Genomic DNA, 20,561 nt, shown 5'->3' with positions numbered 1-20,561 from the left:
CAATCTCCCGGTTTTATCGCGAAGACTTAGTGTATCAATTTTACGCTTGTTTTTGCCGATTTGTTAAAAAGTGTTAAAATGGAGTTTTTTTGAACGTTTTCTATCAAAAAACGGCTGAAAAATAGCCGTTTTGGTGTTAAAAATTGTTAAAAACGCCCTTGTTTACTTAGTTTACAAAAAATCTGCGCATAACTTAAAGTAATCGAAACATCATGCCATCCATTTCCTCGCTGAGGTGGATCTGGCAGGCCAGGCGGCTATCCGGACCGGCGTTGGGCAGGGTGTCTAGCATATCGAGCTCATTGTCGGTCGGCGTAAAATATTGTTCGGGACCTTCCACTACCTGTACATGGCAGGTGGCGCAAAGGGCCATACCGCCGCAGGTAGCCAGTATCTCGTATTCAGATGCTTTGAGCACCTCCATCAAGCTCAGGTTGATACCCTCGGGAATTTCGACCGGTGCACGGTGACCTTCACGGTCTTCAATAATTAAGTTGATCATGGCTAAAACTCGGTTACGCCGTAAACGGTAGTGTATTTAAAAGTTAGTTTTTGTTCTGGATAAACGTATTTGAACGCACCCTGGGCCATCATTGCGGCCTCGTGAAACCCGCAAAGGATCAGCTTTAATTTACCCGGGTAGGTGTTGATATCGCCAATGGCATAGATGCGTTCTACACTGGTGCTGTAATCGCGGGTGTTCACCACAATGGCCGAAAAATCAATATTGAGGCCCCAATTGGCAATTGGTCCGAGTTTTGGGCTCAAGCCAAACAGCGGTATCAGATGATCGGCGGCGATATGGCTTACGTTGTTATTGCGATCTAATAAAGTAACTTCCTGCAGATGCCCTTCGCCGGTTAAGGCTACCACGTTTGATTTGAGCACCAGGTCTATCTTGCCTTGTTTGGCCAGTTCAAAAACCTTTTCGGCAGCATCGGGTGTACCACGGAAGGTATCGCCGCGGTGCACCAGCGTAACCCGTTCGGCCACATCAGCCAAAAATATGGCCCAGTCCAGCGCCGAATCACCACCACCGGCAATAACCACCTTCCGACCGCGCAGGGCTTCGGGGTTTTTAACCATATAAGCTACGCCCTTGCCTTCAAACTCCAACAGGCGGTCAATGTCCGGTTTACGGGGTTCAAAGCAACCCAGGCCACCGGCAATTACCACCACCTGGCAATGTACGGTAGTGCCATCATTAGTTTGTATGAGGTAGGAGCCATCGTCATTCTTGGTCAGGGTTTCTACCCGCTCGCCCAAACTAAAAGTAGGGTGAAAGGGCGCTCCCTGCTCCATCAGACGGTCAATTAGTTGTTGGGCGGTGATGTCCGGATAACCCGGGATATCGTAAATAGGTTTATGTGGGTATATTTCAGAAAGCTGACCGCCAACCTGCGGTAGCACGTCAATTAAATGGCAGCGCATTTTGAGTAAACCCGCTTCAAAAACAGCAAATAAACCCACAGGACCTGCACCTATAATGCAAATATCGGTATTGATGTGTTCCATAAAAGTGCTTTTTAATAAGCACTCAAATGTGGTTATAGGTCATTCAAAAATCAAATGATATTTAGTAATGTGCGATTACTTCAGGTTATAATTAGCGAGGCAAAAACGCTTAAAAAGATCAATCAGTTTGCTGTTTTTCCCGTGGAGCTGGATGAACTGAAAAGTTCGGAAAATTTCCATTCCTTTTATTTCAATAATGCTTAACTCATTGTATTTCAGTTCGCTTAATACCGATTGGATGGACAAAAAAGCGGCGGTGTCTGAGTAGAGTAAATATTGTTTGATGGCAATGCTGCTTTCCAACTGGATTTCTATATTCAGGTCCTTAGGGTTGATCTGTACATTGGCAAGGGCATTAAATATCACATCCAGTGTTCCCGAACCTGCCTCACGCAGCACCAGCGGAATATCCGGTAACTGTTTAGGACTGATCTCCTGTTTTTTAGAAATTTTATTATTGGCCCGGGTTACTAATACAACCTCATCCTTAGCAAAGGGAGAGTAGGCCAGTTGCGGCGAATGCGCTGCACCCTCTACAATGGCCACATCAATTTTTTCGTCGAGGATAAGTTGCGAAATATGATCGGTATTACCCTGTATAAAATTGAAGGTAACATCGGGGTAGGTCTTTTTGAACAGCGCCAGTATTTTGGGTAAAATAGTTTGGGCCACCGTAGTGCTGGCGCCAATGTGCAGCGTACCAGCTTCCATATTGTTCAACTGGGCCAGTTCGGTTTCAAGTTCGGTATAGGTTTGGAAGATCTTTTCGGCGTATTGAACCAGTACTTTACCGGCTACGGTAAGCGCTATATTATTGCCATTGCGCTTAAATAACTGCACGTTGAGCTGTTGCTCCAGTTCCTTAATATGCTTGGTAACTGCCGGTTGGGTAATGTACAGTTCATGGGCTGCCTTAGTAAAACTAAGCCTTTGAGCTACCGTATAAAAAACCTTTAACCTGAAATCAAAAATCATTGGGCTAAAATTAGCGGTTTTATTCTGAAATCAGGATTTGGCTTCCGCGCATTTAAGCAAACCTGCCAATGGAGTTGCTGTGCAGGCAATAACAGCCATACAACATACCGAAATGATTCTTGTAGTAAGGTAGATGAATGTTTCCATACCAATGAGATTTATTTTGGAGGGAAATGTTACAGGGGAAATTGCTTAATTTTCCCGCTAAACAACCACCCATGCAAAACAACCTGCAGCAAACTTTTGGCAATATCGATATCTATTTATTTGATCAGTTGTTAAAAGGCCGCTTTGACCATTGCGAAACCATATTGGATGCCGGCTGTGGTGGTGGGCGCAACCTGGTATATTTTATGCAGAATGGCTTTGATGTATATGGCATCGACCAAAGTGTGGAAGCTGTGGAGGTGGTAACGCAGCTATCGGCAAAACTTTCATCCACACATGCGCTCAATAAATTTCGGGTATCGGGAGTGGAGGATATGCCCTGGGCTGGTGATTTTTTCGACTTGGTGATCTGCAGCGCCGTATTACATTTCGCCAAGAATGAGCAGCATTTTGATAGCATGGTGCGTTCCCTGTGGCGCGTGCTGAAACCAGGCGGTTATTTGTTCGCGCGACTGGCATCGGATATCGGTATCGAAGAACTGGTAGTAAGCAGAGGCGATGGCCGTTACCTGCTGCCGGATGGCTCCGAACGTTTCCTGGTGAACGAACAAACGCTGCTCAATTATACCGCCGAATTAGGCGGCTCCCTTTACGAGCCCATAAAAACCACCAACGTGCAAAACCTGCGTTGTATGACCACCTGGTGTATCCAAAAGCAATAGAGTTTAATTCAAACTAATAACAAATAACTATTTATACCGATTACTAATCTTAATGCAGGTACATTTATCTTATGCATCACGAACAACATTTACAAAGCTCAGACACCATCAGGGATATTGTTATTGGTATGTCTGATGGGTTAACGGTACCCTTTGCACTGGCCGCGGGTTTAAGCGGGGCGGTAAATTCATCGGGTATTGTGATTACGGCCGGTATAGCCGAAATTGTGGCCGGTTCCATCGCCATGGGGCTGGGTGGGTTCCTGGCCGGTCGGACCGAAGTTGATCATTATGCCTCCGAACTGAAACGGGAGTATGAGGAGGTTGAAAAAGTACCCGAGCAGGAAAAAGCGGAAGTAAAGGAAGTGTTCGCGGCCTTTGGTCTGTCCGAAAAACTACAGAACGAAGTTGCCGAAGAAATGGCGAAAGACAAAGATAAATGGGTTGATTTTATGATGCGCTATGAGCTGGGACTGGAAGAACCCAAAGCCAATCGTGCAACACAAAGTGCCATCACCATTGGCTTATCTTATATTGTTGGTGGCATTATCCCGCTCTCGCCCTATTTTTTTATCGCCGATTCTACACAAGCTTTGTATTACTCCTGCGGTATCACCATGATCTGCCTGTTTGTGTTTGGTTATTTTAAAAGCAAGGTAACCGGGCAACCCGCCATCAAAGGGGCGCTGAAAGTATTATTGATAGGAGCCCTGGCTGCTGCTGCTGCGTTTGGTATGGCGAAGTTGATCAACGGCGCGCATTAAAAATTACGTCTTTTTAGGGGAGTGGTAATTGGGATTATATATAAAGTTGCCTGTAATTATTCCTTCTGAGTTAACCTTCCATGCTCCTTGTATAGCCTGGCGAGGTACATTTTCTTCATTTTTAAAAGCTTAGTCAATTACATATACCCATCCGTTTGGATTATTCAATGCTTCTTTAACTGCATCTTCGGGGAGGGGCTTTTTTCGATTAAACAAACTCATTGATAATGAAAACAATTGATCACTAAAACTTAATAAACTTATCTATTTGCTCGTCGGTAAACTTTAAAGTATCGGCATTTAAAAGATTGCCCTCTTTGTCCATTTCTTTATTGATGGAAGCAATATGGATCTTTAACGACATGATATTGAGGTGCATATAATGACAAACCCCTGTAAAATGATCAATTCCCCTGATATTGCCATATTTACCTGATGACAGGCCTACCAGGGCCGCTTTCTTATCATAAAAAGTACCCGGAAAATCGCAGGCATCCATAAAAACTTTCAGTACGCCGGGGAAGCTGCCGTTGTACTCTGGAATGATGAAGATGAATTTATCGGTACGGTTAATCATGTCCTGTATAGGTTCAAACTCCGGACTACGTTTGCCGTAAAGATCGGTTTGTATAATGTTTGCTGGCAGATCGGCCAATGAAAATATGCCCGCCTCAACGCCTTTCTCGCTCAATTTTTGCTGATAATAGGTAGCAAGCTTAAGCGTATGGCTCCCGGGGCGATTGGTTGATGATATAATAGTGATCATGTTTTTAATTAATGAATTATTGAATTAGTGATTTAGTGAATTATTTTTTTTTGTTGAAACGGTGATTTTTTAATTAATAATAAATTCAACGTCTTAGGTATTAATAATCAGCCATTAAGGCTATCACTAATTCGCTAAATCACTAATTCACTAATTGAAATTTGTTTGTAAATTGCCAAAACCTGTGGATTTCGGAATAGTTTTAAATCCGTATCTTTACCGTTGGACAAAAACTTTTACGAAAGTAGAAATTTCCGGTTCTATTTTTCGTTGTTATAAATCATAGTAATATAAATTTTGTAAGGATATAGAATGAGTAAAATAATTGCTTTAGCCAACCAGAAAGGTGGCGTAGGAAAAACTACATCATCTATAAATCTGGCCGCAAGTTTGGCCGTATTAGATTTCAAAACCTTGTTGGTTGATGCGGATCCGCAGGCTAATTCAACATCGGGTATCGGTTTCGATCCCCGTAACATCAAGAATAGTATTTACGAGTGTATCATCAACCAAGTTGACCCGCATGAGGCTATCCAGAAAACGGATACCCCTAATCTGGATCTGCTGCCAGCCCATATTGATCTGGTAGGTGCCGAGATAGAGATGATTAACCTGAGTGGCCGCGAGTATAAAATGAAACAGGTATTTGAAGCCATACAAAATGAGTATGACTTTATTATTATCGATTGCTCGCCTTCATTAGGTTTGATCACCATCAACGCGTTAACCGCCGCTAACTCGGTAATTATACCTGTACAATGCGAGTACTTCGCTTTGGAAGGTTTGGGTAAATTGCTCAATACCATCAAAATTGTACAATCACGACTTAATCCGCAGCTGGAAATTGAAGGCATATTATTAACCATGTACGATGTACGTCTGCGTTTATCAAACCAGGTGGTTGATGAGGTGAAAACTCATTTTGAGGATATGGTTTTTGATACTATTATTCAGCGTAACACCCGTTTAAGCGAGGCGCCAAGCTTTGGCGTATCGGTAATTATGCACGATGCCACCTGTAAAGGCGCCATCAATTATTTAAACCTGGCCCGCGAAATTATTGAGAAAAACGGCCTGACTAAGAACGAGTCGGAAGCCGCGACAGCAACAGTGTAACCCATGAGTAGTGAAAGAAGAAATGCCCTGGGCAAAGGATTAAGTGCGCTGTTGAATGACTCTGTAAACGTACAACCTTATAATAAAACTAAGGATAAAGATAAAGAAGCCTCCACATCGGCTGTGGAGGTTAACAGCCTGGGCTCGGTAAATGAGATACAGCTGGCCGAAATTGAGGTAAACCCTTTTCAGCCCCGTACCGATTTTGACGAACAGGCCCTGGCCGAACTGGCCGACTCCATTAAACTGCAAGGGTTAATACAGCCCATTACGGTAAGGCGCATCAACGCGCACAAATACCAGCTTATATCGGGCGAGCGCCGTTTCCGCGCTTCAAAAATAGCCGGGTTAACACAGGTGCCCGCTTATGTGCGCACCGCCAACGACCAGCAAATGCTGGAAATGGCCCTGATCGAGAACATTCAACGCGAAAACCTGAATGCCATTGAAGTGGCACTCAGCTTTCAGCGCATGATAGAAGAGTGTAACCTGAAACAGGAGGAATTGGGCGATAGGGTGAGCAAAAACCGCTCAACCGTAACCAATTACCTGCGCCTGTTAAAGTTGCCGCCAAGCATCCAGGCATCCATCCGCGATGGGGCCTTAACTATGGGCCATGCCAAGGCTTTGATCACCATTGACGACCCCGCCAAACAATTATATTTACATCAACATATCATTCAGCAAGGTTTATCCGTTCGTAAAGCTGAAGAACTGGCTCGCGATATGCAGAAGTCGCCGGTAAAGAAGGAAGGTAAACAACCCGAACCGGTATCATACCAGCTGCAAAAAATACAGGACGATCTGGCTTCAAAGTTTAGTACAAGGGTAAAACTCAAGGTAGGCAGCAAAGGAAGTGGTGTTATCGAAATACCTTTTCTTTCGGATGATGATCTGGGCCGTATCCTCGAGATGCTGGATTGGTAAGACCGAGATCCAAGAAGTTAGAGTCAGGAATCAAGACATGAAGATAAATCTACGATTATCACTTTTTTCTTGATTCTTGTCTCTTGATTCTTGCCTCTTAAATAATATAAAGATGTATAAATTCCTGCTTGTTATTGGTTTGATCACGATATTGGCTGTAACAGCAAAAGCACAAGGGTTTGGGCCAGATACCGTGAAAAGCGGTAAAAATGATACTTTAAAAAAAGCGTCGAACACAGCCCCCGGTTCTTTTGCGCCACCCATCAAAAAAGAAAAAGCTTACCACCCGGATAGCTTACATAGCCCGCACAAAGCGGTAATGCACTCTTTAATGGTACCAGGTTGGGGGCAGCTATACAATCATCGTTGGTGGAAAGTGCCTATTGTTTATGGTGGTATCGGGCTTTTAGTTTCGGCTGTAATATTTAACCAAAAATATTATAACCAGGATATCGCGATATATAATTACCGGAAACAGGGTATAGCCCCTACACCTGGCCAGCCATATTATAAGGAATACCAGTTGTATGCCCAGTATAATGTGCCTGATGCCAGTATCATCAGCGAAATGGATGGTTACCGTCGTAACCGCGACCTGAGCATCCTGGGTATATTAGCTGCCTGGGGTATCCAAACCATCGACGCCTATATTGATGCCAAGTTCATACATTCCTATACGGTTGATAATAACCTGGGCATGAACATGAAAATCACCCCTGGTTTAATGAATCAGCCGCTTTACGCGCAAAGTGCCAATTCTTCTTATATTCCGTCGATAAAAATTACCTTTACGTTTTAATAGAACTGGTGGGTAGTGAGTGGAGAGTTGTGAATAGTGAAACAATCGAAGACTTGGTATAAAAAACGCAGTCATTCGGATATTCATCTCTCATTACTCACCACTCACTACTCTCTACTCACCACTCACTAAATTATGAAAATAGCATTACTGGGTTATGGAAAAATGGGCAAGATCATCGAGAAGATCGCCATTAGCCGCAAACACGAAATTGTATTAACTATTGATCACGATACTATGGATGATCTGACGGTTGAAAACTTGCAGAAAGCCGATGTGGTTATCGATTTTACCATGCCGGCATCGGTATTGGGCAACATTAAGCATTGTTTTGACGCGGGCATACCCATTGTAGTAGGTACAACCGGTTGGTACGATCAGATCCCCCAAATAAAACAACTTTGCGAGCAGGGTAATAATACTTTGCTGTACGGATCAAACTTTAGCGTTGGGGTAAATATATTTTTTCATGTTAACCGCCTGCTGGCCAAAGTAATGAATAACTATCCGTACTATGATGTGCAGGTTGAGGAAATTCACCATACCCAGAAGCTCGATTCGCCAAGTGGTACCGCCATCACCATTGCCGAAGGCATCCTGGACAACCTGGAAACCAAATCGGAGTGGGTTAATGTTTTAACTACGGATGATAAACAGGATGATGATACCGTTTCCAACAACCAGCTGCTGATCGAATCTTTACGGATCGACAGTGTGCCGGGCACACATACCGTTATTTACGATTCGGAAGTAGATACCATCGAATTTAAACATACCGCTCATAACCGCAACGGCTTTGCCCTGGGCGCGGTGCTGGCCGCCGAGTGGATACAAGGTAAAAAGGGTTTCTACTCGGTTGATGCCATGTTTGATTTTAAATAGCTGGGCTATTTTTAAATGAATATAGCAACCGATATCTTTCTTTTTACCATTACAGCGCCTTTGGGAATATTAATAACCATAGGCTTGTGGAAGCTGTTTCAAAAAGCCGGTCGCCCGGGTTGGGAGTCACTCATTCCGGTTTACAATATTTATATCATACTCAAAATCAGCGGCAGGCCCTGGTGGTTACTGTCGCTATTGCTTATACCCGGTATCAACCTCATTGTGGGTTTGGGTATCATGATTGATTTTATCAAATCATACGGTAAATTCAAAATGAGCCAGAATGCGGCTGTAGTGCTGCTGCCATTCATCTATCTGCCTAAATGGGGTTTTGATAAAAATACCCGTTACCTGGGGCCATCAGCAAGCGACGATTTTTATGAAGAGCATCACGGTGATCTTAAAAAATCGCCCGCCCGCGAGTGGACCGAGGCCATTATTTTTGCCGTGGTTGCCGCTACGCTGATCAGGTCGCTTTTTATCGAGGCTTATACCATCCCTACGCCATCAATGGAAAGCTCACTGCTTGTGGGCGATTTTTTGTTTGTGAGCAAAATAAATTATGGCGCCCGCCTGCCTATGACACCCGTTGCCTTTCCCTTCGCGCACCACACCATGCCGCTTACCGGGGGCAAAGCCTACTGGGACGGCATCAAACTGCCATATTTCAGATTACCCGGTTTGGGCGATATTAAAAAAGGCGATGTGGTGGTATTTAATTACCCTATGGATGCTGATTCGCCCCTTTACCGCCCGGTTGATAAACGCGAAAATTATATCAAACGCTGCCAGGGAACTCCCGGCGATACCCTGAGCCTGCTTAACGCGCGGGTATATGTAAATAACAAGGCTGCTATTACGCCGCCCAGAGGCGAAATGGAATATATGGTGCGTAACAATGGCGGTAGCTTTAACCGGCAACAGGTTTATGATCTGCACCTGTCAGACATTCAGCAATTTACCAACCAGGATTTTATACTGAACACAACCGCGCGATCGGCCGCTTTGCTAAAACAGCAATCCGATGTACAATCGGTGCGGGCAAACGTTCGGCTCAGAGGCGTTTATGATCCGGAGATATTTCCGCATGATCCTCATTTCCGGTGGAATGTAGATAATTTTGGCCCTATTATTATCCCCAAAAAAGGCTGGACAGTAAAACTCGATAGTCTTAGCCTGCCCATCTATCGCCGTGTCATTGAAGTTTATGAGCATAACAGGCTCCAGGTAAACGGTAATAATATCAGCATCAACGGCAAGGCAGCCAACAGCTACACCTTTAAGCTCAATTATTATTGGATGATGGGCGATAACCGCCATAACTCCGAAGATTCGCGCTTTTGGGGTTTTGTGCCCGAAGACCATATTGTAGGCAAAGCCCTGTTTGTATGGATGAGCTGGGACGCCGAAACCCATCGCATCAGGTGGAGCAGAGTGATGAGGATGATTTATTGATGTGCGGATGTGCAGATGAGGGAATAGATATGCAGATATGCAAATGTGTAAATGAAAAATTATATAGGGGAATTATAGATGTGCAACTCTAAAATCATCTGCACATCGATACCTCATCTGCACATTTGCACATCCGCATATCTGCACATCAGTTTTTAGTAACATATAGCTTACAAAACAGTCATAGGAATAAAAAAATAATTATATACTTTTAAACCAATCTGCACATTTCAAATCTGCACATTTGCACATCTGAAATCTGCACATCAGAAACATATGAACTGGAAATTCTGGAAAAAAGATAAAAGCAAACCCAAAAAGAAAAAGAGCGCCCTGCGCGAATGGGGAGATGCTATTATTTTCGCGGTGATTGCCGCTACGCTGATACGTACCCTTTTTATTGAGGCTTATGTTATCCCCAGCGGATCGATGGAAAGCTCCCTGCTCATCGGCGATTATTTATTTGTAAGCAAGGTTAACTATGGTGCCCGTATGCCTATCACGCCCGTGGCCATACCCTTTATGCATCATACCATACCCTATACTACCAATGCCAAAGCTTACTGGGATGGTATCCAATTACCGTATTATCGCCTGCCGGGATTCAGCGATATTAAAAAGGGCGACATCGTGGTTTTTAACGCGCCGATAGAGGCCGATTCGCCCTACTACCGCCCGGTTGACAAACGTGAAAATATCATTAAACGCTGCCAGGGTACACCCGGCGATACATTGAGCCTGGTGAACGCCCAGGTTTACATCAACGGCAAACCCGAAATAACAGCCCCTAAAGGCGAAATGGCCTATGTGGTAAAAACAGATGGCAGCCAGATAAACCCGCAATTGATCAACGAGCTCCATTTAAGCGATATTGGTATTATCGACAGCACCACATTTAAAACCAATACCACTGTCGAGTCGGCTAAAACATTAAAGGGCTATTCCAATATCAAATCGGTTACGGCCGATATTGCCCCAAAAGGTATTGCCGACGATCTGAACCCGGTTTACCCCGCCAAATATCCGCGTTATAAAAACACACCCAACTTTCCGCATTATACCTGGAATGTAGATAACTTCGGGCCCATCATTATCCCCAAAAAAGGCTGGACAGTAAAGTTGGATAGTTTAACTTTTCCGGTTTATGGACGTGCTATTGAGATTTATGAGCATAATAAAGTAAAAGTAGTAGGCCATGATATTTATATAAACGATAAAAAAGCCGATACTTACACTTTTAAACTCAACTACTACTGGATGATGGGCGATAACCGCCATAACTCCGAAGATTCGCGTTACTGGGGCTTTTTACCCGAAGATCACGTAGTAGGCAAGGCCTTATTTACCTGGTTGAGTGTTGACAGTACTGCATCATTTGTAAATAAAATACGCTGGAGCAGGTTGTTTAGAGGGATACATTGAGCGTGCTCATAAGGGAGGGTGTCACCCTGAGCTCCGTCGAAGGGTAGAGCGCAGAGGCCTGCCACCATGCTTCGACGGGGCTCAGCATGACACCCTGTTAGAAATGACGTTATTAATAATTAGAATTTAAATACAAAAAAGTGAACATTATACTTGCTATTATACTACTGGTTATACTGCCTTATGTAGGGTTATGGAAATTGTTTGAAAAAGCCGGCAGGCCAGGCTGGGAGGGCGTTGTGCCTTTATATAATATTTATGGCATGATTAAACTGAGCGGCAGGCCCGCCTGGTGGTTTGTGCTGGTATTGATACCGGGCCTGAACCTGCTGGTGCTGATTGGCCTCACCGTTGATTTTATCAAGTCGTTTGGTAAATTCAGCCTGCTCGATCATATTTTGGGCGTGGCTCTGCCTTTTATCTATCTACCCAAATGGGGTTTTGATAAGGATACCAAATATCTGGGCAAATCGGCCAGCCCGGAGTTTAGGGAAAAATATAAAATAGCATTGAAAAAAACGGCAGCCCGCGAATGGGCCGATGCTATCATTTTTGCGGTGATAGCTGCCACGCTGATCCGTACCTTGTTTATTGAAGCCTACGTAATCCCCAGCGCATCTATGGAAAGCTCGCTGTTAATTGGCGATTACCTGTTTGTAAGCAAAGTGAATTATGGTGCGCGTCTGCCCATGACACCCGTTGCTTTCCCGTTTGCGCACCATACTATGCCGCTCATCAATACCAAAGCGTATTGGGACGGCATCGAACTGCCTTATTACCGTTTACCGGGCCTAAGCGATGTGAAAAAAGGCGATGTGGTGGTATTTAACTACCCTATGGACGCCGACTCGCCTTTATACCGCCCGGTTGATAAACGCGAAAATTATATTAAACGTTGCCAGGGTACACCCGGCGATACACTGAGCGTGGTAAATGCGCAGGTAGTTATTAACGGTAAACCAGCTATTACACCGCCGCATGGCGAAATGAACTACCTGGTGCAATCAGATGGAAGCGAAATTAACCCGCAGTTGGTTAATGAACTTCATTTGGAGGATATTGCACCCGGAAATAATAATGCTTTTACTACCAATACAACGCTGGCATCGGCCAATACATTAAAGGGATATTCAAATATTAAATCGGTCAGGCCAAATATTACGCCTGCCGGTGCACGCGATCCGCTGAATGATGTTTACCCGGTAAAGTTCCCCACTTATAAGATCACTGCCAACTTTCCTAATTTTACGTGGAATGTAGATAATTACGGCCCTATCATCGTACCTAAAAAAGGCTGGACCGTAAAACTGGATAGTTTAACCTTCCCGGTTTATGGCCGCGCTATTGAAATTTACGAAGGGAATAAAGTACAGGTATCCGGCAAAGATATCCTGATCAACGGGAAAAAAGCTGATACCTACACCTTTAAGCTCAACTATTACTTTATGATGGGCGATAACCGCCACAACTCCGAAGATTCACGTTTTTGGGGATTTGTACCCGAAGACCATATCGTAGGTAAGGCCCTGTTTATATGGATGAGTATTGATGACAATGCCAGCTTCCTGAGCAAGATCAGGTGGAGCAGGTTGTTTAACATTATTCATTAAGCCCATAACCCCCTGAAGGGGGAATAAAAGATTTGCATAGCCCGCCCGGTTTACCGGGTGGGCTTTTTTGTGACTATAACACTGATGAAGACTCACCCCGGCAATCGACCATCTTCGCCTTTGACCCTTCTTTCCACACGTCATTGTGAGCGTAGCGTGGCAATCCCCGATAGACACAGCGTTCTCTGTAAGTTGGGGATTGCCACGTCGTGCCTCCTTGCAATGACGTTTTTTATTAATTTGCTATCGCGGGAAGTTTTCCTTGCTACCGCGAGATTAGAGCAGCGTATCTCGTGGGCGCATGTGGTAAGCTGGAAGCTTACCACAGCTGAAAGCTGAATAATCTACACCACGGGCTGAAAGCCCGCGGCAACATAGTAGGAACACTTTTTAAAGTTTTTAAAACGGTTCAAAATGGTGTTGGAATTTGTTAAAAGGATTAAAAACGGTGATTCGACATCTTTTTTGAGCAATTTTTGCCGGTTTTTGGACAAAAAAATGTTAAAATTTGAGGTTTAAAAAGTTTCAGGAAGGGCCAAATGTTAAATTATAAACCCTGCAATGGTTCTACCCCAAAACGTTCAGCCAGGATATGCAGGTCGGCTACAACGGCGTCAACCAGGGGGATGCCATGGGTGCCGCGATGGTGTTCGGCCTCCAGTTCCGGCTCGCCGGGGATGACAACCTTTTGGGTAGAGTTAACCGTGGCGGAGGTCTTGAACCGGGCTATCCAGTTATCCAGGTGGCTCTTAAATTCATCAACCGGCCGGAAACCATCCACCCGCATAGCGCCTACGAAATGGCCTATACCTTGCCCCACCGGATTAGCCGGAGGATCCAGAAAAGCTACAAAAGGAGGTACCCAGGGCCCATAATTGGCACCTGATAGTACGGCCGATAAAATATCCACAGTAGCGCTCAGTCCGAAACCTTTATGGCTGCCATGGTCGCGGTCGCCACCCAGGGGTAATAACGCTCCGCCCGTTTTGAGGGCATGAGGATCGGTAGTATACTGGCCATGCTGATCCTGTATCCAGCCCTCCGGCACCTGCTTGCCCAGGCGCTGGGCAATTTCCAGCTTGCCATTGGCTGCCGCGGAAGTAGCCAGATCAACCACCACAGGCGGATAATGCCCCGCCGGGAAGGCATAGCACATAGGGTTGGTACCTAACAATCGCTCGCTCGAAAAAGTAGGCGCCACCAGCGGACTGGCATTGGTCATGGCAAAACCTATCATGTCTTTTTCAACCGCCATCAGCGCGTGGTAACCTGCAATACCAAAATGGTTAGAGTTACGTACAGATACCCAGCCCGAGCCATATAATTCGGCTTTTTTGATAGCCACTTGCATGGCAAAGGGAGCAACAACCAGGCCCAGGCCTGCATCACCGTCAACGGTGGCCGTGGTGGGTGTTTCGTGTACTATCTGGATGTTGGGTGTGGCATTGATACGGTTCTTTTCCCAGAGGCGTACATAGCCGCTCAGTCGGGCAACCCCATGCGAGTCTATCCCCCGTAAATCGGAACGCAGCAAAACATCAGCGGCAAGTGTTGCATGTTCTGTACTGCAGCCAATAGCCTTGAAAATATTTTCGGTAAAAATGCGGAGGACAGATGGACTTACAAGCATGATGTACGAGTCTTATAATAATAAAAAGCGTCATTGCGAGGTGCGAAGCACTTAAAATGCTTGTCATTCTGAGCATAGCGAAGAATCTATTCGGCGATTAGATCCTTCGCTATGCTCAGAATGACAAGTTGGAGATACTTACTTCGTACCTCTCAATGGCGGATGGTTTTTGAACGTGATAAATATATCAATTATCCAATTGCTTCAGCAACTCCAATCCCTGGGGCCACTCGCCAAAGCCCGATGCTAAGTTGATATGACCGGCGTCGCCTATTTCTACCAGCTGGCTACCCCAGCTATTGGCAAATAAACGGGCACGCTCGCTGGTTACATAATAATCATTGCTGCTGGCTACGGTGATGCTTTTAAAAGGGAGTTTGATCAATGGTACGGGTGTAAAACCGTTGGTGCCCGAGGGATAAGTATCGGCTTCGGTATCGCTTGGGGCAACCAGTAAAGCCCCTTTGATATGTATGTTGTACTCCTGTGCCCAATAGGCTATAGTAGTACAGGCCAGGCTATGACCAACCAGGATCACATTTTCAGGGTCGTGTTGCTGCACATAGCTATTGAGTGTTTGTATCCAGTCGCTGCAAACCGGGGTTTCCCAATCCTGTTGTTCGATACGGCCAAAATTAAACTGTTTTTCCCAAAGTGATTGCCAGTGCATCGGACCGGAATTTCCCAGTCCTGGGTGAATAAGAATAGTTGATTTAAAGGTCATTGTATAATCGTGTTAGTATAACCATCAAATTTTAGTTCTCCCTTTAGGGAGTTAGTGGGCCTCTGCCACTTCCTTGATCACCAGGTTGCGTTTTTCCAAAAGCCTGCGCATATAGTTTTGCAGGAAAACAAGGTCGAATATAGTGCCGTATGGCGATTCATACCGGAAGATGTCCTTCATCAAGGTTTCATCCTTGATCGCAAAAAAGTAATGCTCATGTCTGAAATTTTTGAAGGCACCCTGAACCATTTCGTCAGTGAAAAAGTTGGGATATTCCATTTCGGTGATTTTGGAGGTGAGCGTTTGCCAGATGCCAAAGTGTTTGGCCCGCCAGGTAACCCATTCTCCCAATTCAATTAAGCCGCTGGTACGGCCCGCGATGGCGGTTTCGCCGGTATGCCGGGTCGAGGCCACATGCACATCGATGTTCCGGGCCAGGTCGAAGCATTTGCCGATAGGCGCGTTGATGTGGGTGGCTAATTCAATTACAGGCATACTTTTGACGAATGATTACACCGATTTTAATAGATGATTACACCGTTTTTTTGATAGATGATTTCACTGATAGATCCATGTGTGTTAATCAGTGAAATCATCCCAAAATCGGTGTAATCATTATAAATTAGAACTCCGCATTTTTCGGGAACCTTGGAAATGGGATCACATCGCGGATGTTGCCCATACCGGTTACAAACAGCACCAGGCGTTCAAAGCCCAGACCGAAACCAGCGTGCGGACAAGCGCCAAACCGGCGGGTATCCAGGTACCACCAAAGTTCGTCTTTAGGGATGCCCATTTCGTCCATACGCTGTTCCAACTTATCCAAACGCTCTTCACGGGCCGATCCACCCACAATTTCGCCAATACCCGGGAACAGGATATCCATAGCGCCAACGGTTTTGCCATCGTCGTTCTGGCGCATGTAAAATGCCTTGATCTCTTTGGGATAATCGGTCAGGATCACCGGTTTTTTGAAATGTTTCTCTACCAGGTAACGTTCGTGCTCGCTTTGCAGGTCGGTTCCCCAGCCCTCAATAGGGTACTGGAACTTTTTCTTTTTGTTCGGGGTCGATTCTTTCAGGATCTCGATAGCTTCAGTATAAGTAAGGCGTTCAAAATCATGGTTTAAACAAAACTGCAGTTTTTCCAACAGCGTCATTTCTGAGCGCTCGTTCTGCGGTTTTTGTTTTTCCTCCTCTGCCAGGCGCTGGGTTAAAAACTCGATATCATCGGCGTTTTTGTCCAGGGCGTATTGGATCACGTATTTCAGCATGTCCTCGGCCAGGTCCATGTTATCGGTCAGGCTGTTAAAGGCCACTTCCGGTTCAATCATCCAAAATTCCGCCAAGTGACGTGTAGTATTGGAGTTTTCGGCACGGAAAGTTGGGCCGAAAGTATAAATATCGCTCAGGGCCATCGCACCCAGCTCACCTTCCAGTTGTCCGGATACGGTAAGGTTGGTTGGGCGACCAAAAAAATCCTGTTTAAAATCGATCTCACCTGTATCTGTTTTAGGGATATTATCCAGATCAAAATTAGTTACGTGGAAAGTTTCGCCCGCCCCTTCCGCGTCAGACGCGGTAATTACTGGTGTATGCAGATAAACAAAACCACGCTCCTGAAAAAACTGATGCACCGCGAATGCCAGACTGTTGCGCACGCGGAATATCGCCCCAAAAGTACTGGTGCGGAAACGCAGGTGAGCGTTCTCCCGCAAAAATTCCAGGCTATGTTTTTTGGGCTGGATAGGGTATTTCTCCGGATCGCTGTCGCCCAGTATCTCGATGTCGGTAGCTATAACCTCAACCGTTTGACCTTTGCCTTGTGAAGCGATCAGTTTACCGGCAACGCTTAAAGCAGCGCCCACGGTAATACGTTTGAGCAGGGCAGGGTCGGTATTTTCGAAATCGACAACAATTTGAATGTTATTATTGGTTGAGCCATCATTTAAAGCAATGAAACGATTGGAACGGAATGCACGCACCCATCCTTTTACCACTACATCAATTTCTGTTTGCTGACTTTGCAGCAATGCTTTAATCTTTACTCGCTGACTCATATAAATTATTTTTTTAGAGTCGCAAAAATACAATTAATTATGTAATGGCATGGGGAATTTTGGCCTTAATGATAAGCTATTTAACTAAATTTGCCCCTCATCTGTTACCCCTATGAACCCCAAAATCAGTCTGGCCATTGGTATTTTATGTATAGCCTTTTCGCCCATATTTGTAAAACTTTGTGGGGCGCCGCCTATTACCGCGGCATTTTACAGGGTATTTTTGGCCTGGGTGGTATTGGCTCCATGGTGTTTCTGGAAGGTTAATCTTAAAATTGCGACTAAAGATCTGTTAACCGCTTTCCTTGGCGGACTCATCTTTGCATCAGATATTGCCGTATGGAATATTTCCTTAGGGCATATCAGCGCCACCATATCAACCTTGCTGGCTAACCTGGCTCCGGTTTGGGTAGGGCTCATCAGCTTTTTTATCCTACGTAAAAAATCGGGTATGTTATTTTGGGCCGGCACGGGTATCGCTATGGTAGGCATGATTATTTTGGTGGGTTATCAGAATATCCTGGGACTTCAGTCTAATATTGGTATTGTACTGGCCATTTTAGCGAGTATATTTTATTCGATCTATATTGTCATCACCAACAATATTTTGCAGCGGATAGGCACGCTGTCGTTTATGTTTTATAATATGCTGGCAGCGAGTATTTTTCTGCTCATCATTAGTTGCTGGCAGGGCAACAACCTGGTTGATTTTCCTTTAAACAGCTGGCTTTGTTTTTTAGGGATGAGCCTGCTTTGCCAGTTGACGGGCTGGATAACTATTAACTATTCGCTGCGGTTTTTGGAAAGTACCAAAGTAGCCATAGCGCTTTTGGGGCAAACGGTTATTGCAGGTATTATCGCGGTGATTTTACTGCACGAAAGTTTACAGCTCAAAGAAATAATAGGCAGTGTGATTGTGCTTGCCGGGATTGCGGTAACATTTTTAAAGCCACGTTTGGTTAGTATCAAGTAGCTAGTATCAAGTATCAAGACAGCTTCACAATTGAAAATAAATTTTTAAAATCTTGATACTTGATACTAGCTACTTGATACTAAAACCTCGATGACCTACCTTTGCATTTTAGCTCATGATCATAAAATCCACTATCGACCGTATTATGGAAGCCACCGACATTGTGGAGGTGATAGGGGAGTTTGTGCAGTTAAAAAAGCGTGGGGCCAACTACGTGGGCCTATCGCCATTTGCCAATGAGCGTACCCCATCGTTCACGGTATCCCCGGCAAAAGGTATTTTTAAAGATTTTTCGACGGGTAAAGGTGGTTCGGCGGTTACTTTTTTAATGGAGCTGGAGAAATTCAGTTATCCCGAAGCCTTAAAATGGCTGGCCAAAAAGTACGGCATCGAGGTGGAAGAAACCGTTGATCACCCAGAAAATAAGGAAGAAGACCAGCGCCGCGAAAGCCTCATGATCGTGACGGCCTTTGCCGCCAAGTTTTTTCATGAAAGTCTGCTGGATACAGATGAAGGCAAAAATATCGGCCTGAGTTATTTTAAAGAACGTGGTTTTACAACCGAAACCATTAAAAAATTCGAGCTCGGCTATTCACCCGATCAGTGGGAGGCTTTTACCGGTACCGCTATCAATCAGGGCTATCAACAGCAGTTTTTGGAAGAAAGCGGCTTGTCGGTTAAGCGTGATAACGGTACGCTGTACGATAGGTACCGGGGCCGGGTGATGTTCCCGATACATAGCTTTACGGGCCGTGTAATAGCCTTTGGCGGTCGTACGCTCAAGAAAGATAAAAATGTACCCAAGTATGTAAACTCGCCCGAGAGCGAGATCTACCATAAATCAAACGTACTTTACGGCCTGTATTTTGCCAAAAAGGCCATCCGCGACGAGGATAACTGTTACCTGGTAGAGGGCTATGCCGACGTACTGTCGGTTCATCAGGCCGGTATCGAAAATGTGGTGGCATCATCGGGTACATCACTAACATCCGAGCAGATTAGGCTGATAAGCCGCTTTACGCAAAATATCACCATCCTTTATGATGGAGATGCTGCTGGTATCAAAGCCTCACTGCGTGGGCTGGATATGATATTGGAGGCCGGACTCAACGTAAAAGTAGTTTCGTTCCCGGATGGGCATGACCCCGACTCGTATGTGCGCCTGGTGGGCACCAATGCCTTCAAAAAACATATTGAGGAAAGCAAAAAGGATTTTATCCTCTATAAGGCCAATCTCCTTTTAAAAGATGCCGGCAACGATCCGATCAAAAAAGCCGAGATCATCCGTGAGATCGTAGAGAGCATTGCCAAGATCCCCGACTCCATCAAGGCTTCGGTTTTTATCAAGGAGTGTAGTTACCTGTTACAGATAGATGAGCGTTCGCTACTGTCCGAATTGAATAAAATGCGGCAGGCCAAAGCCAAAAAGGATGGTCAGCAGCAGCAAAACACCCGGTACTCCCCGCAACAGCCACCGGATGAGCCCAACTTTTTTGATGAACCCGAGGTTCAGGAAGCCAAAGACGAGAGCGCGCAGGAAAAAGAGATCATCAGGTTACTGCTCCTGTACGGCAATAGAATGATTGATTGGGATGGCATCGCCAATACCTATATCGGTCCGTTTATGATAGCGGAGCTGGGCGATGTTACCTTTGAGCACCCGGCTTGTAAAGTATTTACCGACTTGTACCGGCAGGAAGTAGAGAACGGCGTGCTGCCCGATGATGCTTATTTTATCCACCACAAGGATAAAGGCATCGTAGACCTTACCATCAACATGCTCACCACCAAGTATACGCTGAGCGAAAACTGGTACGAGATGCACAATATACTGGTGAATGACGAGCAGGTTAATATGAAAGCCACTATCCTGGGCGCTATATTCCATCTCAAGAAGCACAAAGTGGGTAAAATGCTCGAAGCCCTGCGCAACGAATTGCAAAAAGCCGAAACCGAAGCCGACCAGGAAATATTACTGAACCAGTACATCCGCATGAAAAAGGTGGAGAAAATGATCTCCGACTTTTTAGGCTCGGTAATTATCAAATGATGCAGAATAGGAGTCAAGAGTTAAGAATCAGGAATCAAGAAGAGCGGGGAACTCCTCTTAG

General features: G+C 45.1%; 19 protein-coding genes. 11 read left to right on the top strand and 8 right to left on the bottom strand.

Features of this window, described 5'->3' with window-relative positions:
* Positions 1-193: 193 nt before the first annotated feature.
* From ACTJKG_RS21280 to ACTJKG_RS21270, 3 genes are all read right to left on the bottom strand, one after another.
* A complete protein-coding gene (locus ACTJKG_RS21280; RefSeq protein WP_172335678.1) occupies positions 194-502 on the bottom strand; it encodes a 2Fe-2S iron-sulfur cluster-binding protein in 309 nt (102 codons plus the stop codon).
* 2 nt (positions 503-504) lie between these two features.
* Positions 505-1,515, bottom strand: coding sequence for an NAD(P)/FAD-dependent oxidoreductase (locus ACTJKG_RS21275; RefSeq protein ID WP_440740363.1), 1,011 nt, complete (start codon positions 1,513-1,515; stop codon positions 505-507).
* A 75-nt stretch (positions 1,516-1,590) separates the two neighbouring features.
* Entirely contained in the window at positions 1,591-2,490 is a 900-nt protein-coding gene (locus tag ACTJKG_RS21270; protein WP_216650570.1) for a LysR substrate-binding domain-containing protein, read from the bottom strand.
* Between the two features lie 218 nt (positions 2,491-2,708).
* On the opposite strand from ACTJKG_RS21270, the gene ACTJKG_RS21265 reads away from it, so the two are divergent.
* Both ACTJKG_RS21265 and ACTJKG_RS21260 read left to right on the top strand, forming a co-directional pair.
* Complete coding sequence (locus tag ACTJKG_RS21265) at positions 2,709-3,320, top strand: class I SAM-dependent methyltransferase (RefSeq protein ID WP_172335676.1); 612 nt, start codon at positions 2,709-2,711, stop codon at positions 3,318-3,320.
* 71 nt (positions 3,321-3,391) lie between these two features.
* Complete coding sequence (locus tag ACTJKG_RS21260) at positions 3,392-4,084, top strand: VIT1/CCC1 transporter family protein (RefSeq protein WP_440740362.1); 693 nt, start codon at positions 3,392-3,394, stop codon at positions 4,082-4,084.
* 244 nt (positions 4,085-4,328) lie between these two features.
* On the opposite strand, the gene ACTJKG_RS21255 is transcribed toward ACTJKG_RS21260, so the two are convergent.
* The gene (locus ACTJKG_RS21255) at positions 4,329-4,850 is read right to left on the bottom strand and encodes an NADPH-dependent FMN reductase (RefSeq protein ID WP_440740361.1); all 522 of its coding nucleotides are present in this window, start codon (positions 4,848-4,850) and stop codon (positions 4,329-4,331) included.
* A 312-nt stretch (positions 4,851-5,162) separates the two neighbouring features.
* On the opposite strand from ACTJKG_RS21255, the gene ACTJKG_RS21250 reads away from it, so the two are divergent.
* The 7 genes from ACTJKG_RS21250 (at position 5,163) to lepB (ACTJKG_RS21220) (ending at position 13,064) form a co-directional block, all read left to right on the top strand.
* Positions 5,163-5,966, top strand: coding sequence for a ParA family protein (locus tag ACTJKG_RS21250; protein WP_076376030.1), 804 nt, complete (start codon positions 5,163-5,165; stop codon positions 5,964-5,966).
* A 3-nt stretch (positions 5,967-5,969) separates the two neighbouring features.
* Positions 5,970-6,893 (top strand): ParB/RepB/Spo0J family partition protein, encoded by a 924-nt coding sequence (locus tag ACTJKG_RS21245; RefSeq protein WP_172335673.1) that lies wholly within the window; start codon positions 5,970-5,972, stop codon positions 6,891-6,893.
* 112 nt (positions 6,894-7,005) lie between these two features.
* Positions 7,006-7,692, top strand: a complete 687-nt coding sequence (locus ACTJKG_RS21240; protein WP_172335672.1) for a DUF5683 domain-containing protein — start codon at positions 7,006-7,008, stop codon at positions 7,690-7,692.
* A gap of 135 nt (positions 7,693-7,827) precedes the next feature.
* A complete protein-coding gene (gene dapB, locus ACTJKG_RS21235) occupies positions 7,828-8,574 on the top strand; it encodes a 4-hydroxy-tetrahydrodipicolinate reductase (RefSeq protein WP_440740360.1) in 747 nt (248 codons plus the stop codon).
* 15 nt (positions 8,575-8,589) lie between these two features.
* Positions 8,590-10,032, top strand: a complete 1,443-nt coding sequence (gene lepB / locus ACTJKG_RS21230; protein ID WP_440740359.1) for a signal peptidase I — start codon at positions 8,590-8,592, stop codon at positions 10,030-10,032.
* A 276-nt stretch (positions 10,033-10,308) separates the two neighbouring features.
* Entirely contained in the window at positions 10,309-11,454 is a 1,146-nt protein-coding gene (lepB, locus tag ACTJKG_RS21225) for a signal peptidase I (protein ID WP_440740358.1), read from the top strand.
* A gap of 140 nt (positions 11,455-11,594) precedes the next feature.
* Positions 11,595-13,064 (top strand): signal peptidase I, encoded by a 1,470-nt coding sequence (lepB, locus tag ACTJKG_RS21220; RefSeq protein ID WP_371742454.1) that lies wholly within the window; start codon positions 11,595-11,597, stop codon positions 13,062-13,064.
* Positions 13,065-13,611: 547 nt separating this feature from the next.
* Here lepB (ACTJKG_RS21220) and ACTJKG_RS21215 read toward each other — a convergent pair.
* The 4 genes from ACTJKG_RS21215 to asnS all read right to left on the bottom strand — a co-directional run bounded on the left by ACTJKG_RS21215 (position 13,612) and on the right by asnS (position 17,477).
* Positions 13,612-14,694: an Ldh family oxidoreductase gene (locus tag ACTJKG_RS21215; protein ID WP_440740357.1), complete on the bottom strand. Its 1,083-nt coding sequence runs from the start codon at positions 14,692-14,694 to the stop codon at positions 13,612-13,614.
* 187 nt (positions 14,695-14,881) lie between these two features.
* Positions 14,882-15,418, bottom strand: coding sequence for an RBBP9/YdeN family alpha/beta hydrolase (locus ACTJKG_RS21210; protein ID WP_440740356.1), 537 nt, complete (start codon positions 15,416-15,418; stop codon positions 14,882-14,884).
* A gap of 51 nt (positions 15,419-15,469) precedes the next feature.
* The gene (locus ACTJKG_RS21205; RefSeq protein WP_172335666.1) at positions 15,470-15,913 is read right to left on the bottom strand and encodes an SRPBCC family protein; all 444 of its coding nucleotides are present in this window, start codon (positions 15,911-15,913) and stop codon (positions 15,470-15,472) included.
* A 127-nt stretch (positions 15,914-16,040) separates the two neighbouring features.
* Entirely contained in the window at positions 16,041-17,477 is a 1,437-nt protein-coding gene (gene asnS / locus ACTJKG_RS21200; protein WP_172335665.1) for an asparagine--tRNA ligase, read from the bottom strand.
* 112 nt (positions 17,478-17,589) lie between these two features.
* On the opposite strand from asnS, the gene ACTJKG_RS21195 reads away from it, so the two are divergent.
* Positions 17,590-18,450, top strand: a complete 861-nt coding sequence (locus ACTJKG_RS21195; RefSeq protein WP_440740355.1) for a DMT family transporter — start codon at positions 17,590-17,592, stop codon at positions 18,448-18,450.
* Between the two features lie 115 nt (positions 18,451-18,565).
* Entirely contained in the window at positions 18,566-20,500 is a 1,935-nt protein-coding gene (gene dnaG / locus ACTJKG_RS21190; RefSeq protein ID WP_440740354.1) for a DNA primase, read from the top strand.
* The last annotated feature ends 61 nt before the right edge of the window (positions 20,501-20,561 follow it).

The sequence above is a fragment of the Mucilaginibacter sp. 22184 genome, from assembly GCF_052045695.1.
Taxonomy (GTDB): Bacteria; Bacteroidota; Bacteroidia; order Sphingobacteriales; family Sphingobacteriaceae; genus Mucilaginibacter.
Note: the sequence above shows the minus strand (reverse complement) of the source record. Positions and strands in the feature narration are given on the sequence as shown.

Excerpts from the sequence above, each read along its gene's own strand:
- ACTJKG_RS21280 (WP_172335678.1), bottom strand. The coding sequence starts at position 502 with ATGATCAACTTAATTATTGAAGACCGTGAAGGTCACCGTGCACCGGTC.
- ACTJKG_RS21275 (WP_440740363.1), bottom strand. The coding sequence starts at position 1,515 with ATGGAACACATCAATACCGATATTTGCATTATAGGTGCAGGTCCTGTG.
- ACTJKG_RS21270 (WP_216650570.1), bottom strand. The coding sequence starts at position 2,490 with ATGATTTTTGATTTCAGGTTAAAGGTTTTTTATACGGTAGCTCAAAGG.
- ACTJKG_RS21265 (WP_172335676.1), top strand. The coding sequence starts at position 2,709 with ATGCAAAACAACCTGCAGCAAACTTTTGGCAATATCGATATCTATTTA.
- ACTJKG_RS21260 (WP_440740362.1), top strand. The coding sequence starts at position 3,392 with ATGCATCACGAACAACATTTACAAAGCTCAGACACCATCAGGGATATT.
- ACTJKG_RS21255 (WP_440740361.1), bottom strand. The coding sequence starts at position 4,850 with ATGATCACTATTATATCATCAACCAATCGCCCCGGGAGCCATACGCTT.
- ACTJKG_RS21250 (WP_076376030.1), top strand. The coding sequence starts at position 5,163 with ATGAGTAAAATAATTGCTTTAGCCAACCAGAAAGGTGGCGTAGGAAAA.
- ACTJKG_RS21245 (WP_172335673.1), top strand. The coding sequence starts at position 5,970 with ATGAGTAGTGAAAGAAGAAATGCCCTGGGCAAAGGATTAAGTGCGCTG.
- ACTJKG_RS21240 (WP_172335672.1), top strand. The coding sequence starts at position 7,006 with ATGTATAAATTCCTGCTTGTTATTGGTTTGATCACGATATTGGCTGTA.
- dapB (WP_440740360.1), top strand. The coding sequence starts at position 7,828 with ATGAAAATAGCATTACTGGGTTATGGAAAAATGGGCAAGATCATCGAG.
- lepB (WP_440740359.1), top strand. The coding sequence starts at position 8,590 with ATGAATATAGCAACCGATATCTTTCTTTTTACCATTACAGCGCCTTTG.
- lepB (WP_440740358.1), top strand. The coding sequence starts at position 10,309 with ATGAACTGGAAATTCTGGAAAAAAGATAAAAGCAAACCCAAAAAGAAA.
- ACTJKG_RS21215 (WP_440740357.1), bottom strand. The coding sequence starts at position 14,694 with ATGCTTGTAAGTCCATCTGTCCTCCGCATTTTTACCGAAAATATTTTC.
- ACTJKG_RS21210 (WP_440740356.1), bottom strand. The coding sequence starts at position 15,418 with ATGACCTTTAAATCAACTATTCTTATTCACCCAGGACTGGGAAATTCC.
- ACTJKG_RS21205 (WP_172335666.1), bottom strand. The coding sequence starts at position 15,913 with ATGCCTGTAATTGAATTAGCCACCCACATCAACGCGCCTATCGGCAAA.
- asnS (WP_172335665.1), bottom strand. The coding sequence starts at position 17,477 with ATGAGTCAGCGAGTAAAGATTAAAGCATTGCTGCAAAGTCAGCAAACA.
- ACTJKG_RS21195 (WP_440740355.1), top strand. The coding sequence starts at position 17,590 with ATGAACCCCAAAATCAGTCTGGCCATTGGTATTTTATGTATAGCCTTT.
- dnaG (WP_440740354.1), top strand. The coding sequence starts at position 18,566 with ATGATCATAAAATCCACTATCGACCGTATTATGGAAGCCACCGACATT.